Below are 16,390 nucleotides of genomic sequence, written 5' to 3' on the forward strand. Positions count from 1 at the left end.
GCGTCCCAGCGGTGGCCTATCTGGTGATTTGGTACGGGAAAGAGGGCATCGTTGAAAAGACGCCCTTCGATGCCGAGAAAGCCGCACGAGATCACGCGCTGGCGACATTTGTTGCTCGAAAGCAGAATGACGGTATCGTAGCGGTGGAAGTTCGCAAAGACGACGGCACGGTTGTATTCAGTCAAGCAGGCGGCAACTAAATCGTCTGGATCGTGGTCGCGGTGCTTCAGTGGGCCGGCTGACTCCAGGTCGAACAGATCTTCCTTCACCCGGTGGAGCAGATCATGCCTGTTCCAGGACGAAACAAAAAAGCCTGCGCCTCTGGCGGAGGACGCAGGCCGATCAGGGTACGGGCCCCGATCCAGCAGCAATATCCGGGAGATATCGCTGCCACTATGACTCTTTAGCGCAGGCTAACGTTCCTGATGGCAGCGACAGGTTGATAACTTTCCGACCGAGCGGCTGCCAACGCGGTTCAGGCAAGGGATGAAACCGGCCAAAAGGACCGAAAGGACAAGCGAGAGGGGTACGGCAAGAAGCCACCGAGCCTCCAAAATGCTGTTGTGCCGATTGTCCATTGGCTCGTGCCTCCTGATTTATTTCTCCGCATTGAAACGAAGTGCGGGACCAAGAGGTTCCGGACTCGACGATGACCTTCGTCGTTTAGTACCAGCGCCTACGACCGTAGAAGCCGCCGCCTAGCAGAATAGCAATAAGAACGATGACCAAAATTGTGGTGATATCCATATGCGCCTCCTATGGCTCTGACCGACGGCAAATGGCAATCGCGGCTCTGGCCGCACTGATAGAAGCCAGGATGGTACGGCGCAGCCCAAGGGACGTTCAAAGGGCCTTCGTATCCGCGGCGATGGAGGCAGACGTCCTTGATGCCAGCTTCATGAAGAACTGAACCGTTTGCCTCAACATCCTTGGCCTAATGTCGACCTTGGCGCGAGCTTGCAATGATCCTGCTGAAGTCAACGCTTGCCTCGTCCAACGCTCCAAAGCACCTCAACAGCAGGGTGGACGGGATAGCCTCTAACTGCGGACCCCACCACGGCCTTTCGCGAGAGCCCTGACTTTGCTTAGAAGCTTGGTAATTATAGTCATGCATGATCCTCGCGAAGAGCAGGTCAGCGGTGACGATTTCGGACTGTACTTGGTTGAGCTCATTCATTTTTTCTATCGCTCTGGCTCGACTTTGGCTTTTCCGCCCGCCCAGCTTGGTACATCAACCGTCGGTAGCGGTAGAAGGTTCCGGCACAAATCTCGGGCTGCACCGTTCGACCAGCCATAGTTTGTTGGTGAGGGTGCTATACGTGATGACCAGTCCGACCTCCGGTTGTCATTGAAACAAGGCAGAGCGGTCGCTTATCGCTTGCTGATCGTTGCCGACCCATGCAGGCAGCCTGGCTCTTGGTCGCCACACGGCCCCAATGAACAACGCGGATCCAAAGCCCGATGTTGGATGTGGAACCTCCGACCGCAGCCAAGGTTTAGCATCTTGATGTTCGAAGGTTTTCAACTTGAGACAATCCAGCTGCCCGAGGCGACGCTTCGGGTGAGGCACGGCGGTTCAGGACCACCGGTCCTGCTTCTCCATGGCCACCCACGTACACATGCCACCTGGCATCGCGTTGCGCCGCTTCTCGCCGAAAGCCATACGGTTGTTTGTCCTGACCTTCGCGGTTTCGGGCAGTCTTCGATTCCCGAGGATAGCCACGACCATGCAGGATCATCCAAGCGCGCGAAAGCAGGAGACTGTGTCGCGCTTATGCGCCATCTGGGTTTTGACCAATTCGCCGTCGCCGGGCACGATCGCGGAAGCTATACCGCTTTCCGGGCGGCGATGGATCATCCGTCCGCGGTAACGCATCTCATCGTTCTGGACGGCGTTCCCATCCTGGAAGCACTCGAGCGATGTGACGCCCGCTTCGCCACCGAATGGTGGCACTGGTTCTTCTCTGCCCAGCCCGACAAGCCGGAACAGGCGATCATGGTCAACCCGCAAGCCTGGTATGGCGGTTCCGCCGATCAGATGGGCGCGGAGGCGTTTGCGGTCTACAGGACGGCAATTCTCGACGCTCGTGTCATCCATGGGATGGTCGAGGATTATAGGGCGGGCCTCTCGATCGACCGTCTGCACGACGCGGATGACCGAAAGGCTGGCCGACGGGTCCAATGTCCCACCCTGGTTCTGTGGTCGATGCGCGATGATCTGGAACGGCTTTATGGCGACGTTCTCGGCGTATGGCGCCCGTGGACGACGAGCCTGCGGGGAAAGGGCATCGCATGCGGACACCATATGGCCGAAGAAGCGCCAGAGGTGCTCGCGGCAGAAATCCTGGCATTCTTAAGTTCCATCTAGAGCACGAACCCATAAATTCAGGCGCGTCGGCGGATGTCCGCGTTGATACGTATTGCGGACTCAAGTCAGACATCACGCGAGGTCCGAAAAGCGTCATTGAACGAACATGAAGTAATCGCGGTAGCGGTTGGCCACCTGAGATGTGGCGGCGATGTTCGAACATCTGGCCGGCTGGCTGTCCTCCGATAGGATGAAGAACGGGCTCTCGATCGACACCGGGCCAATCCACCGAACGGAGGACAGCGATGGAACACTATATCGGTCTCGACGTATCCATGAAAGAGACGGCAATATCGATCCGGCAGAACGGTAAGAGGATTTGGCGGGGCAAGTGCGCGTCCGATCCGCAACTGCTTGCGGCGGTGATCCGCAAGCGCGCACCGCATGTCCGGCGGGTCGTGTTCGAAACGGGGCCGCTGTCGGAGTGGTTCTACCATGCGTTGACGGCAGAGGGCCTGCCGGTGATCTGCATCGACGCGCGGCATGCCAAAGCCGCGCTCGACATGGCCGCGAACAAGACCGATGCGAACGATGCCGATGGCCTGGCACATCTGGCCGAGGTCGGCTTCTACCGAGAGGTCCGCGTCAAAGGTTTCGACAGCATGCTGATCCGCACGCTGATCACCGCACGGCGCTAACTTCTTAAGGTGCGTTTGCAGATATCCAATCAAATCCGTGGGTTGATGAAGACGTTCGGCCTTGTCGTGCCCAAGGGCGCCGGAAGCGTGTTCGAACGCAACGTTCGCGACCTTCTGCAGGGTGAAGAAAAGCTGGCGCGCATTGTTGTGCCAATGCTTCACGCATGGAGTGGTATCCGATACCAAATCGCAGAGCTGAGCAAGCAGCTGGCCGCGACGGCGCGTGAGGACCAGCACTGCCGTCTGCTCATGTCAGTGCCCGGTGTAGGCACCGTCACAGCCACTGCCTTTGCCGCAGCGGTGGAGGATCCGGCCAACTTCAGGAACTCGCGCGCCGTGGGCGCATGGGTGGGCCTGACCCCGAGGCGCTACCAGTCCGGCGAGGTCGATAATGATGGTCATATCTCGCGCCGTGGCGACAATCAGTTGCGCGGACTGCTATATGAGGCGGCCGCGGTTATCCTGAACCGGTCGACGGATACCAGCAGCCTGCGAACCTGGGCGTTGGAGCTGAAAGATCGGCTCGGCTTCAAGCGAGCGGCCGTAGCGTTGGCGCGCAAGCTGGCGGTGATCATGCATGCGATGCTTCGGACGGGCGAGCTGTTTGATCCGCACGGAGGAACGCAAGCCGCTGTCTGATACCCCGGTCGCTCGCCTGCGACGATTCCGCCATACCATTCCACCAACAGCGTTCTTACAGACGCATCAAGCTGTCCCTGCCGGGACGTGGCTGAGATCATTCCGCGAAGCGGGAAGCAACTGCCTCGGTAAGCAGATTGCGCAACGAACATAGGAAGATCTCACCTGCGAAACTCATCCTGCGGCGATCATCGCGTCGACCGCGTAGACGACCCTGTACCCGGCATTCGGACGAACGAGAATCGACAGAAAGGACGACGGCCTTGCACTTACCCCCTTGACGGTCGAGCGATTAGACGACCCGCTCGCGCGGGAGGGCGCGAGTTTCGAGGCTGGCGCGTAGACGGCGGCGTTGGTGAGGCCGCGAATGATTAGGGGGTGACGGACGGGCATCGGCCTCCGAGCATGAAGGGTCAACCTTCTGCTTGAGAGGAGCATCCGATGATCACCGATCCTTCGCATCCGTCCGGCAGCGCACTGCGCGAGCGCATGATCGAAGACATGAACGTGCGTGGCTTCACCGAGGACACGCGCCGTGACTACATCCGCTGCGTGAAGAGATTCGCGGCCTTCATCGGCCGCTCGCCCGACACGGCTACGGCCGAGGATCTCCGCCGTTTCCAAGTGCACCAGACGCAGACCGGCATGCAGCCGCTAGGCGTCAACAGCGCGGTCTCGGCGCTGCGCTTCTTCTTCACCGTGACGCTCGACCGGCCCGATCTGTCCCGCCGCCTCGCCGTCGTGCATCAACCGCGCAAGCTGCCGCTCGTGCTGAGCGTGGAGGAAGTCGCGCGGCTGCTCGAAGCGGCGCCGGGTCCCAAGTACAAGGCTGCCCTTGGCACGGCCTACGGTGCCGGGCTGCGGGTCTCCGAAGTGGTGGCGCTCAAGGTGAGCGACATCGACTCAACGCGCATGCTGATCCGCGTCGAACAAGGCAAGGGCCGCAAGGAGGTCCTGCTCGGGCACGCCAAGCTCGACACCACCGCGCTCTATGCCCGCGTCGCCACCAACACGATCCGCACCGTGACGAGCCCGCTCGACCGGATCAAGCTGCTGACGCAGGACGAGACGCGACCGGACAGATGACGCGGCGGCAGTGAGCCGCCCCTCTCTGGAGGTCGCCGACATCTTCCACCGCCATGGCGCCGCCTGGCGACCCATGCCGGTCATCTGAGCCTCGGCCAGATGAAGGTGATGGCGGCGATCGAGACCTGCCGTACCGCTGCCCTCCGCGGCCATGTCGAGGCGTGCGAGGATTGCGGCCACAGCCGTATCGCTTACAACAGCTGCCGCAACCGGCATTGCCCCAAGTGCCAGGGCGCGGCGGCACGGGACTGGCTTGCCGCGCGCCAGGCCGATCTCTTGCCGGTCGGCTACTTCCATGTCGTCTTCACGCTGCCGGCCGAGGTCGCCGACATCGCCTATCACAACAAGGCCGTGATCTACGACCTGCTGTTCCGCGCCGCCTCCGAAACGATGATCACGATCGCCGCCGATCCCAGGCACCTCGGCGCCCGCATCGGCATCACCGCCGTGCTCCACAGCTGGGGCTCGGCGATGACCCATCACCCGCACGTCCACATGATCGTGCCGGGCGGCGGCATCTCGCTCGACGGCACGCGCTGGGTGCATTGCAGGCCGGGCTTCTTCCTGCCCGTGCGTGTGCTGTCGAAGTTGTTCCGGCGGCTCTTCCTGTCGAAGCTCTCCGACGCCCATGCAGCCGGCCGTCTTCAGTTCTTCGGCGACCTCGCGCATCTCGCCGAAACGCAGGCGTTCAAAGCCTTGCTGGCTCCATTGAGGAAGAAGAACTGGTTCGTCTACGCCAAGCCGCCCTTCGCCGGGCCTGAGGCGGTGTTGGCTTACCTGTCGCGCTACACCCACCGCGTCGCCATCTCCAACAGCCGGCTGATCGCGCTCGACGAGGCCGGCGTCGCATTCCGCTACAAGGACTACCGCCGCAGCGGGCGCGAGCGATACCGGACCATGACGCTCGATCCGGGCGAGTTCATGCGGCGCTTCCTGCTCCACGTGCTGCCGACGGGCTTCCACCGCATTCGTCACTATGGGCTGCTCGCCAGCGCCGGTCGCAAGGCCAACATCGCGCACGCCCGCGAACTTCTCGCAGCACCCCCGATCGAGACCGGACGCAGCGAAACCGGCAATGCCGATGCTGCTGCCCCGACCGATTGGCGGCCGCCCTGTCCATGCTGCGGCGGCAGGATGATTGTCATCGAGACCTTTGAGCGCGGTGGCCACGCCCGCGCGCCGCCATTCTTCAGCTTCGCAAGTACGGCCAGGACGCCATGAACAGCCGAGCACCACATCGCAATCACGCCGAACAATCACTCCGTCGGCGGTCGGATGACGACACGCGCTTGTGCCTCCTCACAACACTCATGCCAACGACCGCCCCGAGATCACCCGCCCATCAACAGCCGCCGCCCAACGTTGGCCACCCGGCCGAGCCTCACACACCCGCCGACGCGGTCGTTCACATCCGCCCAGCGCTGCGGCCCAGCTGCGCGACGCGAAAACGTCAAATCCCCATAGAGTGTCGACTGCGATCCCGATCCCGCGGGTTCTTTCCCTGGAGGCTTCCGGACGCCGGCCAGAGCAACGTCACCGCCCGTGGATGGCCGGCATCCGAAACCCTTCACAGAAGCCGACATCACCACGCACGGCTCGAATGGCAAAATAGACCGCCAACTAAGGCGGCCTACGATCATACCTGCCGTGTCGGCGCTGGTGACCGGGCGGGCTCTTGGTCCTCCACGCTGTTTTCGTTCACTTGGAAAGCTTTGCCCTCAGGCTTCGACCGGTTGCGCTTGTCTCTGGACTGCTGTGGGTGCGCTGGTGAGCGAACGGACTCTTGGTCTTCCACGCTGTTTTCATTCACTTGAAAAGCTTTGCCCTGAAGCTTCTGCTGGTTGCGCTTGTCGCCGGGCTTCTGCTGCGGTTGGCGCTGTTGATTTTGCGCGGTGTTATTGTTCACTTCGAGTTCTTTCGCCATCGCGTCCTCCGTTGCTAGAGGACAACGCCCGCCATTGCGGTGGGTTCCAGGCACGATGGCCGATACGCCCGCCAAGCAATTGAGACTTGCCTCCGCGATCAGCCAGAAAGAAGGCGCTCGAGTTTGGAGGTCAATTCATCAAAGCTGAACGGTTTGCGAAGGACGGCACGATCGCTGAAGCCTTTGCGCATATCGCGATCGCTGTTACCCGTCGAATATATGAATGGCACACCGCGCTCGGCAAGCGCGTCGGCCACCGTGTTGCTATCGTCGCCATCCAGATTCATGTCCAGCATGGCGGCATCGAAAATCTGTGCTTTGATCAGGGTGATCGCCTGTCCGATCGTAGCGGCTGAGATCACTGACTGGCATCCAAGATCGCTCAGCATGTCCTCGATCATCATCAGGACCAGAATTTCATCCTCGACAACGAGTACACGCCGGCCAGAAAGCAGTTTATCCATCGCGAGTTCCCGGTACCGGAATGTTCATCGTGCAGATCAACCCGTCCGGGCGATAGTCGAGTTGCACAGTGCCTTCGAGTTCGTGGGTCAGGCCGCGCTCGATCACACGCGAGCCGAACCCTTTTCGCAGCGGTGGCGTAACTGGCGGTCCATCCTTCTCGCCCCAGGACAGCATCAGCCGGCCGCCCTCCGACATCGGCTCGATCGTCCAGTCGATCCGGATCGAGCCCTTGTCGTTGGAAAACGCACCGTACTTCACCGCGTTGGTCGCGAGTTCGTTGAAGGCGATGCCAAGCGCCAGCGCCGCCTTTGTAGAAAGGCGGATGTTTTCACCGGTAATCACCAGGCGCTCCGCCCGCCCATCGGTGACGCCGAACGGTTCCAGTGCATCGTGGAGCACATCGAGCAGCCCGGCGCTGTGCCAATTTTCACGGGTCAGCAAATTGTGCGACCGGGAGAGCGCAAACAGCCGGGACTCGACGGCTTCGCGGATCGCTCGCGGATCGGAATTGGCGCGCGATGCCTGCCAGACGATCGACTGCACCGTTGCGAGCGTGTTCTTCACCCGATGGTTCAGTTCGTCGATGAGCATTTTGGATTGCGCCTGCTCCTCCTTGTGCTTGGTCAGGTCGACGAAGGAGGTAAAATACTGGACGATGGCGCCGCTCTTGTCGTGGACAGGACTGGCGAAAAGACCCGCCCAGAATTCGCTGCCATCCTTGCGTCTGTAAAGGATTTCCGTACCCGCCTCCGCATTGGCTTCGAACTCGATCTTGATACGTTTCAGCGCCCTGGCGTCGGTAGCGTCCGCCATTAGGAAATTGAACGGCTGACCGAGGACCTCTTCCCTGGCGTATCCGGTCAAGGAGAGGAAGGCGTCATTGGCAAAAATGATCGGATTGCCGGGTTCCTTTGCATCGGCGAAAACCATGGCCATTCGTGTTGTCTCGGCGGCAACCACGAACGGGCCAAGGTCATCCTGAAACCCCTCGACTTCGGCTTCGGCGTCCTCCTGCTCTTCGGACTTGTCAACTATGCTGGACATGTTGAAGATCCATCTCGCCCGCTAACCCGTGGCGACGCCGTTCGTCTCCAAAGGCTTCTTTGGTAGCTTGCTAGGGGGCGAAAGCGCGATCGACTCCTTCAAGCGCCAGCGCCCATATACAGGCTGACGACCCTTGCTTTGTACCCGTCCGACAGTCGGTTAGCGAGTCATTCCGTCGCCGAGTTGCGGCCTGGTGCGGCATCTCGAACTTGATCACGGCTCGCTGGAACGATTGGTCAGAGCCGGCGTTCCTTGACTGCTGCGGACCGTGTCAACCGGGCGTGGCGGCACGGTGAACAGGATGGTTTTCCCGGTTTCATATCCTGGCCAAGCAATGGCAATATCATCTGTCCCGCCCGGTCTGCAGCATCCAACATCGTTGGAACGGATCGGTCGAGCCGCGATTGGCCCGAATTGAGCGGTCTCTAGCGCGTGCCTTCTGGACCACAAACGGTTATCAGCTCCTTCTAACGGGCGGCGCGGCGTGCCTTTGAACGGTCCCCGCTTGTCGCCACCAAGCAATGGCTGGCGCGTGATTTCCTTCTTCGAAGCCGTTGCACACCAGCAAGCGGCTACGGAGTGGAACCTGCGGCCATGGTCAGCGTTTCCCAAACGCTCATTCAACGAATTTCAACCATAGGAGCTACGATCATGGGAAGCACCAGCGATAAAGCAGCCGGCATTGCCAATCAGGCGATCGGCGACGCCAAGCAGGGGCTTGGCAAGGCAGTCGGCAACGACCGGCTTCGCGCCGAGGGCGCCGCACAGGAAGCCAAGGGCAAGGTCGAGAAGGCGGTTGGCGACGCCAAATCTACAGTAAAGGATGCGGCCAACAAAGCCGCGGCGGCAATCAACAAAAAGCTCTGAATTTGATTGATGGGTAGGCCTATCGAGACTTACCCATCTCTTGTTTGACCGGCGCTCTCTCCGGCTGGCACCGCATTATCCTGGGCTGCCAGAAAATTTGCTACGTGCTGCAGAGCTTCGAAGTGATCGCAGAAGACCTTGATTGCGACGAGTAGAGGCACTGCCATGACCGCACCAACAAATCCCCACAGCAACGAATATCTGGGTCTATCAACTTCCGTGACTATGCAGCGATGAAATATAGCAAGACGATAAACTTATTCACCGACGCTTAGGCATTTTCGGAGCAAACACACGAGATCAGAGAAGCCCTCAAGGCGAACAGCGCCGCTCAGCCGTAGGATAAGAAAACGTACCGCTATTCCGCCGATTGCGTGCGTTCCGCCAGTGCAAAAGCTTGCAAGTTTTTAGATTTGCCTACGTCTTGATCCGCATTTGAAATGATCGAGAAGAACGCGGCTCGCGCTATGTCCTTCTTTGATGCATTGGGATGCTCCTTTCGTATCGCCTATTGCCTGCATGTCGCTCGCATCCATAACAGGGCCTCCATGGCTGGCTATTCAGACAGCGTGCCAGCTCGGCTGGTCGCACAGAGGCCGCCCGCCGGTGTGAGCCGGCGAGCGACAGGGCAACTCTACTTATTCGAATGCTTATGCGCTTCGCTCGAGCTCTTATGAGCGAGTTCGCTGTGTTCCATCGCGGCAGCAGCGTGCTGCTTGGCTTCGGTGTGTCTGCCTTGATTGTGTTCATGAGCCGCTTGGTGATGATGATGAGCGGCTGCAGCATGATGCCCTGATGCCGTGACGTGATGCTCCGATGAAGGATGCTTGGCCATGACCGTTTCCTTTTATCTGTGAATGCCGACCGCCCGCAGAAGAACTCGCCGCCGGCTGAAATGGTTCCAGGACGAGGCGCGACACCTGGACTGCTGCAATCGACGATACGGCCCCCAAGCCAGGCAGGGCAAAAAAGACCTTCAAACTGGAATTTGCCGACCAATTTCAACAAGCCGGTCGTTCGGCACTTTCAGGTAATCGCTCATCTTCGCTGAATTGCGGCTCATGGCGGCGAATGGCTCCCTTTGCCAGGCGGGCAGGCCTTGGCCATCCTCGCGCGCTACGATGCTGATGTGGCCGACGTAATAGGTGACATCGGACAGATCAATTCCACTGCCAGCCGCCATACAGGATGCAAGAAGTCTCGGGACATCAGGCATTTCCATAAACCCATACCTGGCTTCGACATGCCAGAAATTGGGGGCCTGCTGATTGAGTGTGAAGCGATCCTGAGCTGCAACCCGTGGCACGGACAGAATGGACCACTGCAGCACGATCACGCGTTCCTGCAGCGCGCGATTTAGCTGTACATGCCAGACCATGACGGGCGGCACCCCTTTGGCGGAAAGCGTCAGGAATACCGCTGTACCCGGTACGCGCGCTATCGTGCCGGATTGCAACTCTGCAAGGAATCTGGCGGTCGGAATCAGAGTTTTCTGGACGCTGTTGTGCATGGCTTTCGTGCCACGGTGCCAGATCCACATGACCGCATAAACACCAATTGCAATTGCAAGCGGCACATAACCGCCTTGAAAGAACTTGGTCATGTTGGCGGCGAAGAATGAACTGTCGACAATCAAGAACAGTCCGGCGACGCCACCGGCAGCGACCATGCTCCATCGCCATATCTCTCGCATGGCGATGAACAACAGAACGGAGGTCATCAGCATGGTCATCGAAACGGCGATGCCATAAGCGGCGGCCAGATTGTCAGATTTGCCGAAGCCGATGGTGAGGGCGACGGTGGCAATCATCAGCAACCAGTTCACAGCGCCGACATAGATCTGGCCAAAGCCTTCAGCCGATGTCTGCCTGATGTTGAAGCGCGGCATCCAGCCAAGCTGAATCGCCTGGCGTGTCATGGAAAACGCCCCGGTAATGATGGATTGGCTGGCAATGATGGTCGCGATGGTCGCGAGCACGATGAGAGGCGTCAGCAACATGGGCGGACAAAGCCGATAGAAAATATTGCCATCCGTCGGCGCGCCATTCAAGACGATGGCGGCTTGGCCGATATAGTTGAGTACGAGGCTTGGAAAAACCACGAAGTTCCAGGCGAGTCGGATCGGAACGGGGCCAAAATGCCCCATATCCGCGTAAAGCGCTTCGGCACCTGTGACGCACAGAAACACACCGCCAAGAACCAGGAAGCCAGCCCAGCCATTTGAGGCCAGATACTTCAGCCCGTAATAGGGATTGATCGCCACGAGAACGGCTGGATGCTGCAGGATTCCATAGATACCCATGGCAGCCATCACACCAAACCAGAGCAGCATGACCGGCCCGAACGTTCTGCCAATTCGGGCTGTCCCTAGCGGCTGAACGGCGAACAATGCGACCAGGATGGCGACCGCGCCATAAAGCACCCATGGCGTCAGGCTGGGCGTGATCTGCTCTACACCTTCAAGCGCGGAGAGAACCGAAATCGCCGGCGTGATCGCGCCGTCGCCGTAGATCAGCGCTGCGCCAAACAGGCCTGCCGCGACGATGACAGGACGGTTCTGTTTCTTCACGCCGAGCAGCGACATCAAGGCCAGGATGCCGCCCTCTCCGTCATTGTCGACGCGCATGGCGAAATTGACGTATTTGACCGTGGTAACGATGATGAGCGTCCAGAGGATCAACGAAACCGATCCCAGGATGGTGGTTGCGTCGGGTCGGCCGCCCGTCAGGTCAAGGACTGTCTTGAAGGTGTAAAGCGGACTGGTTCCGATATCGCCAAAGACGATGCCCAGAGCCGCAAGACCGAGTAGTGGGATGCCCGCTTTGGCTGTGGCGTTTTTGGACAATCGACATCGCCTCCAGATCGTGGCCGTTCATCATACCCCTTGCTCAGAGGTATTTGGTAATTGCCTTGAACTCCTCGATCGGCGCCTTTGCCGCTTCGCCGTCGGCCCCGGCCGCACTCTCCAGGCAGTGATCGAGATGGTCGTGGATAAGCGTCTTCTTGGCGGACTGAACCGCTTTCTCCACGGCCTGCAGCTGCTGGGCAATCTCGAGGCAGTTCCGCCCCTCCTCTAGCATGGTGACAATGCTGCGAATGTGCCCCTCGGCATTTTTGAGGCGCTTGATGATTTTTGGATGAGAAACATGGACCGTGTGATTCATGTCTTGACCCTACCCTAGTGGGGAGGGTAAAACAAGTTCGTTGGCGTTACGGATGGTTCCGTTGCGTCGACGAGTCTGTCGATATCCTGGCGTGCTGCCAGGGTCGATTCAACCAGCAAGGGATCACATGAACCCGCGATCTAAAAGCCAATCTCCGGAGTGCGACAGTAGGCGACTGCCGCCTGCTGCAACCACTCTGCCAGGTTGGTCCGCCGCCCGGGTCGTGCTTGTAACCGCCATGCCCTTCGCGCAAACGCGCCTGGGCTAACGGCCGGGCCCTCCCGGGTTCGAGCAACCGCTTGAACCAAAGGAGAGGGCCATGACTGCCTTTCTCATCGTCGATACCAAACGGGCGCGCGTTGCGTCCGCGTTTCCGCGCGCTGCGCTCCGGCTTGTGCGCGGGCCATCATTGCCATGCCTCCACCCTCGCGCGGTGCCGACCGCGCGCTGGCTGATTGCGCCAGATGGGCGGCTGATTTGCCGATGGCAGACTGACGCGTAGCCCCCTTCAGCCTTCCTGACTGAAGCCAAGCCGCTGCACTGCGGCGCGCCCTTCCCTGCCGTTCGCTCCCCACGACAGCATAGCGTGGGGCATTGCGCCAATCCTTTTGCCTTCGGAGACCATCATGTCTCACATTGTTCTTGGCGATCCCGTTCGCTCCGTTGTTCTCGACAGCGCCCATCTCGGTGATATCCATGGTGCATTCGGCACCATCTATCGTGACGATACCTTACATCGACGTACCTGGAAGGCACGGCTTGCTACGTTGATGGCGATCATCGGCCCCGGCCTGATCGTCATGGTCGGCGATAACGACGCCGGCGCCTTCGGCACCTACACTCAGGCCGGCCAGAACTACGGCACCGCGTTGCTTTGGACGCTGCTGCTGCTCGTGCCAGTGCTCTATGTGAATCAGGAGATGGTGCTGCGTCTTGGTGCGGTGACCGGGGTTGGCCATGCCCGCCTGATCCTGGAACGCTTCGGCAAATTCTGGGGCGCATTCAGCGTCATCGATCTGTTCATCTTGAACGGGCTGACCATCGTTACCGAGTTCATCGGCGTTAACCTGGCCCTCGGCTACCTCGGCATCCCGCGGGTGTGGGGTATCGTGGTCGCCGCCGGGATTGTCATCGCCGCGGCGAGCACCGGTAACTTCCGCCGCTTCGAGCGGTTTTCCCTGGCGCTTTGCTTCTTCAGCCTGCTGCTGGTGCCGGTCTTCATGATGGTGCACCCGCCACTTGCCGAGGTCGGGCGTGATTTTGTGATTCCGCGCTTTCCCGCTGACGGGAAGCTTTCGGATGTAATGCTGCTGATCATCGCGATTGTCGGCACCACGGTGGCGCCCTGGCAGCTTTTCTTCCAGCAGAGCTATGTCATCGACAAGCGTATCACTCCGCGCTTCATGAACTATGCCAAGGCGGATCTGGTGATTGGTATCGTCCTCGTCCTGATTGGCGGGGTGGCCATGATGGCGTTCGCCGCAGCGGCCTTCCAGGGCACACCCGGCTTCGGCCAGTTCACCGATGCCGGCGCCGTTGCCGCAGGTCTTGAGGCACATGCTGGCCGCGCAGCAGGCGTGATGTTCGCGCTTGCCTTGCTGGATGCCAGCATCATTGGTGCATCCGCCGTGTCGTTGGCAACCGCTTACGCGATTGGCGACGTGCTCGCGCTGCGCCACTCCCTTCATCGCAAGGCGACTGATGCTCGCGGCTTCTACGCTGTTTATGCCGGCCTGATCGCGGTGGCGGCAGCGTTGGTGCTGTTCGGCAGTGATGCGCTGCTTGGCCTGCTGACCAACGCCGTGCAGACGCTCGCCGGCGTACTTCTCCCGTCGGCAACCGTGTTCCTGCTGCTGCTTTGCAATGACAAGGCCGTTCTCGGGCCATGGGTCAATGGGCGCTGGCTGAACGTGTTCACCGGCGCGGTGATCTGGGTACTGGTGATGCTGTCCATCATCCTGACCGCGGCCACTGTGTTCCCGAACATCTCCGGCGAGACGATACTCATTGCCCTGGGCGGCGGTACATTCCTTGGTATCGCGGGGTTTGCAGCCTTTGCGCTGTTTCGCAGGAATCGCGGCGAGACGACAACTGAGGACAATGTATCTGATTCCGCTCAGATGCGTGCATCGCGAGTGACCTGGACGATGCCGCCGCTCGACCAGCTTCCTCCCCCGAGGCTGAGCCTGAGCAAGCGGCTTTGGATGGGCGTGTTGCGCGCCTATCTCGTCGCTGCTGTCGCTTTGGTTGCCTTCAAGGTCATCCAGATCGCGGTTGGGCAGTAGCGGAGGAAGCCCAATGATTGCATTGCGCAGGTGCTCGACATAGCCGACCCGATACGACCACCGTGCTATGTGGGGCTTAGCCGAAGGCGGGCGTTGCGCAACGCCCGCCAGCATCTGGCGCGCAGGATCTGTGCTCCACAAAACCACTCAACCGAATACCGAACTGCCACGTGTTGGGCTCGTCGTAATACCGGCACATGGAGCCTGATAGGAACACCATCATGATCGCCACCATCGCTCTCATCGAACTGGTTGGCTATGTGATCTTGCTGCTTTGGGGCATGCACATGGTCCAAAGTGGCGTTGTACGCGCATTCGGGTCGGATCTTCGCCGGGTGATTGGAAGTGCCTTGCCTAATCGGTTCGCGGCGGTTGGCGCTGGGCTGGTCGTGACCACTCTGCTCCAGAGCAGCACCGCCACCGCCATGATGATCACCTCGCTTGCGGCCGACGGCATGGTGGCGCTGGCGCCGGCGCTCGCGGTCATGCTGGGCGCCAATATCGGCACCGCGTTGATCGTCAAAGTCCTGTCTTTCGACGGCTCCTGGATCGCACCACCGCTGCTTATCGCCGGTTATGTCGCCTTCCGGCGCGGCCGGAAGGGAATGATCCACGATCTTGGGCGTGTCGGTATCGGTCTTGGGTTGATGCTGCTGGGCCTTCATCAATTGGTCCTGACCATCCAGCCAATAGAGAGCGCGCCGGTGCTGGGTGAAATTCTCGGTGCTCTCACTCGCGAGCCGCTGCTTGATCTCGCCCTCGCCGCGTTGCTCACCTGGGCCGCGCATTCAAGCGTGGCGGTTATGTTGCTGCTCGCTTCGCTTGCCGCGGGCAACGTGATCACGCCCGTCGCAGCCATCGCGCTCGTGCTCGGCGCCAACCTCGGCGGCGCCATCCCGCCGGTACTCGAGTCTCCAAGCGCACAGCCAGCCAGCCGACGGCTGCCGATCGGCAATCTCGCTTTCCGCGCGTTGGGGTGCATTGTAGCCCTGCCCTTCGCGCAGCCGATCGCTGCGACCCTGTCGAGGTTGAATCCGGATCCTGCGGCGTCCGTTGTCAACTTCCACATCGCGTTCAATCTGGTATTGGCAATCGTCTTCGTCGGCTTGCTCGGTCCCGCCGCCGGTTTCCTCACACGGGCCTTGCCGGAGCAGAAGAAGAAAGCGGAGGAGGTTACCCAGCCGCTCTATCTCGATGAAGCAGTACTGGACACGCCCTACCTCGCCTTGACCAATGCGTCGCCTGAGGTGCTGCGCATGGCTGACTTGGTGGATGCCATGCTGCGCCGTCTCTTGCAGGCCGTGACTGGAAACGACCTGGAGGCGATCAAGGACCTCATTCGCTCCGGCAAGGCACTCGATCGGCAGCAAGAAGCGCTGAAAGCTTACCTGACCCAGCTTGGCACCGATGGGTTGTCGGTGGCTGACGCCCAGCGCCATGGCCACGTGCTCGATTTCGCGGTCAATCTCGGCCATGCTGGCGACATCATCGAGCGGAGCCTCGCCGATACCGCGGCCCGGAAGGCAAAACGCGGTCTGGTTCTGACAAAGGAAGATGAGACCGACCTCCGGACCTTCCACGGCCGCGTGCTCGACGATCTCAAGCTGGCGGCCTCCACCTTCATGACCGAGGATGCCAGATCGGCACAGTTCCTGCTCGACGCCAAGCGGCAGCTAAATGCCATGGAGCGCGCGTCCGGCCGCCATCATTTGAGCAGATTGGAGGGCCGTTCTCCAGGAGGACTGGAGGCCAGCACATTGCATCTTGCGATACTGCGTGATCTGCGGCGCGTGAATTCGCATGTCTCCACCATCGCCTATGACGTGCTGGGCTTGGCCGATCCTCTGGAGAACCAGGACGACGCGGCTGAACGCGTTTCGGCCGCATAAGGACCTGAACAACTAAGCTCC

Annotated in this window: 13 protein-coding genes and 3 pseudogenes; 9 read left to right on the plus strand and 7 right to left on the minus strand. The window is 60.3% G+C overall.

From position 1 onward, the window contains the following. Window positions 1-11: 11 nt before the first annotated feature. Window positions 12-200 carry a hypothetical protein gene (locus tag BPNPMPFG_RS42570; protein WP_258599292.1) on the plus strand — a complete coding sequence of 63 codons (189 nt, stop codon included), beginning with the start codon at window positions 12-14 and terminating at the stop codon, window positions 198-200. A 1,307-nt stretch (window positions 201-1,507) separates the two neighbouring features. Further along, a complete protein-coding gene (locus tag BPNPMPFG_RS42575; RefSeq protein WP_258599545.1) occupies window positions 1,508-2,368 on the plus strand; it encodes an alpha/beta fold hydrolase in 861 nt (286 codons plus the stop codon). Window positions 2,369-2,461: 93 nt separating this feature from the next. On the opposite strand, the gene BPNPMPFG_RS42580 is transcribed toward BPNPMPFG_RS42575, so the two are convergent. Beyond that, on the minus strand, window positions 2,462-2,584 hold the full coding sequence (locus BPNPMPFG_RS42580; RefSeq protein ID WP_258599293.1) for a hypothetical protein: 123 nt from the start codon (window positions 2,582-2,584) through the stop codon (window positions 2,462-2,464). Window positions 2,585-2,613: 29 nt separating this feature from the next. Between BPNPMPFG_RS42580 and BPNPMPFG_RS42585 the strand changes: the two are divergent. The 3 genes and pseudogenes from BPNPMPFG_RS42585 (at window position 2,614) to BPNPMPFG_RS42595 (ending at window position 5,952) form a co-directional block, all read left to right on the plus strand. Next, window positions 2,614-3,645 (plus strand): annotated as a pseudogene (locus tag BPNPMPFG_RS42585) (IS110 family RNA-guided transposase). A 441-nt stretch (window positions 3,646-4,086) separates the two neighbouring features. Further along, window positions 4,087-4,731: a site-specific integrase gene (locus tag BPNPMPFG_RS42590; protein ID WP_258599294.1), complete on the plus strand. Its 645-nt coding sequence runs from the start codon at window positions 4,087-4,089 to the stop codon at window positions 4,729-4,731. Between the two features lie 10 nt (window positions 4,732-4,741). Next, window positions 4,742-5,952: pseudogene (locus BPNPMPFG_RS42595) on the plus strand (IS91 family transposase). 415 nt (window positions 5,953-6,367) lie between these two features. Here the strand turns inward: BPNPMPFG_RS42595 and BPNPMPFG_RS42600 are convergent. The 3 genes from BPNPMPFG_RS42600 to BPNPMPFG_RS42610 all read right to left on the minus strand — a co-directional run bounded on the left by BPNPMPFG_RS42600 (window position 6,368) and on the right by BPNPMPFG_RS42610 (window position 8,164). Continuing rightward, window positions 6,368-6,655 (minus strand): hypothetical protein, encoded by a 288-nt coding sequence (locus BPNPMPFG_RS42600; RefSeq protein ID WP_258599295.1) that lies wholly within the window; start codon window positions 6,653-6,655, stop codon window positions 6,368-6,370. Between the two features lie 98 nt (window positions 6,656-6,753). Then, entirely contained in the window at window positions 6,754-7,119 is a 366-nt protein-coding gene (locus BPNPMPFG_RS42605; protein WP_258599296.1) for a response regulator, read from the minus strand. Next, complete coding sequence (locus BPNPMPFG_RS42610) at window positions 7,112-8,164, minus strand: HWE histidine kinase domain-containing protein (RefSeq protein WP_258599297.1); 1,053 nt, start codon at window positions 8,162-8,164, stop codon at window positions 7,112-7,114. Before BPNPMPFG_RS42610 ends, BPNPMPFG_RS42605 begins: the two co-directional genes overlap by 8 nt. A 651-nt stretch (window positions 8,165-8,815) precedes the next feature. Here BPNPMPFG_RS42610 and BPNPMPFG_RS42615 point away from each other — a divergent pair. Beyond that, entirely contained in the window at window positions 8,816-9,031 is a 216-nt protein-coding gene (locus BPNPMPFG_RS42615; protein WP_258599546.1) for a CsbD family protein, read from the plus strand. A gap of 29 nt (window positions 9,032-9,060) precedes the next feature. Here BPNPMPFG_RS42615 and BPNPMPFG_RS42620 read toward each other — a convergent pair. Beyond that, window positions 9,061-9,231 (minus strand): annotated as a pseudogene (locus BPNPMPFG_RS42620) (AI-2E family transporter); the annotation flags it as partial. 473 nt (window positions 9,232-9,704) lie between these two features. Between BPNPMPFG_RS42620 and BPNPMPFG_RS42625 the strand changes: the two are divergent. Beyond that, a complete protein-coding gene (locus BPNPMPFG_RS42625) occupies window positions 9,705-9,827 on the plus strand; it encodes a hypothetical protein (protein ID WP_258599298.1) in 123 nt (40 codons plus the stop codon). 180 nt (window positions 9,828-10,007) lie between these two features. Here BPNPMPFG_RS42625 and BPNPMPFG_RS42630 read toward each other — a convergent pair whose 3' ends face one another. Further along, window positions 10,008-11,876 (minus strand): potassium transporter Kup, encoded by a 1,869-nt coding sequence (locus tag BPNPMPFG_RS42630; protein WP_258599299.1) that lies wholly within the window; start codon window positions 11,874-11,876, stop codon window positions 10,008-10,010. A gap of 43 nt (window positions 11,877-11,919) precedes the next feature. Next, the gene (locus tag BPNPMPFG_RS42635; protein ID WP_258599300.1) at window positions 11,920-12,195 is read right to left on the minus strand and encodes a metal-sensing transcriptional repressor; all 276 of its coding nucleotides are present in this window, start codon (window positions 12,193-12,195) and stop codon (window positions 11,920-11,922) included. A gap of 626 nt (window positions 12,196-12,821) precedes the next feature. Between BPNPMPFG_RS42635 and BPNPMPFG_RS42640 the strand changes: the two genes are divergently transcribed. Both BPNPMPFG_RS42640 and BPNPMPFG_RS42645 read left to right on the plus strand, forming a co-directional pair. Beyond that, on the plus strand, window positions 12,822-14,480 hold the full coding sequence (locus BPNPMPFG_RS42640) for an NRAMP family divalent metal transporter (RefSeq protein WP_258599301.1): 1,659 nt from the start codon (window positions 12,822-12,824) through the stop codon (window positions 14,478-14,480). Window positions 14,481-14,701: 221 nt separating this feature from the next. Next, entirely contained in the window at window positions 14,702-16,369 is a 1,668-nt protein-coding gene (locus BPNPMPFG_RS42645) for a Na/Pi cotransporter family protein (RefSeq protein ID WP_258599302.1), read from the plus strand. Window positions 16,370-16,390: the final 21 nt, after the last annotated feature.

Source organism: Mesorhizobium sp. AR07 (genome assembly GCF_024746815.1).
In the GTDB taxonomy this organism is placed as follows: Bacteria; Pseudomonadota; Alphaproteobacteria; order Rhizobiales; family Rhizobiaceae; genus Mesorhizobium.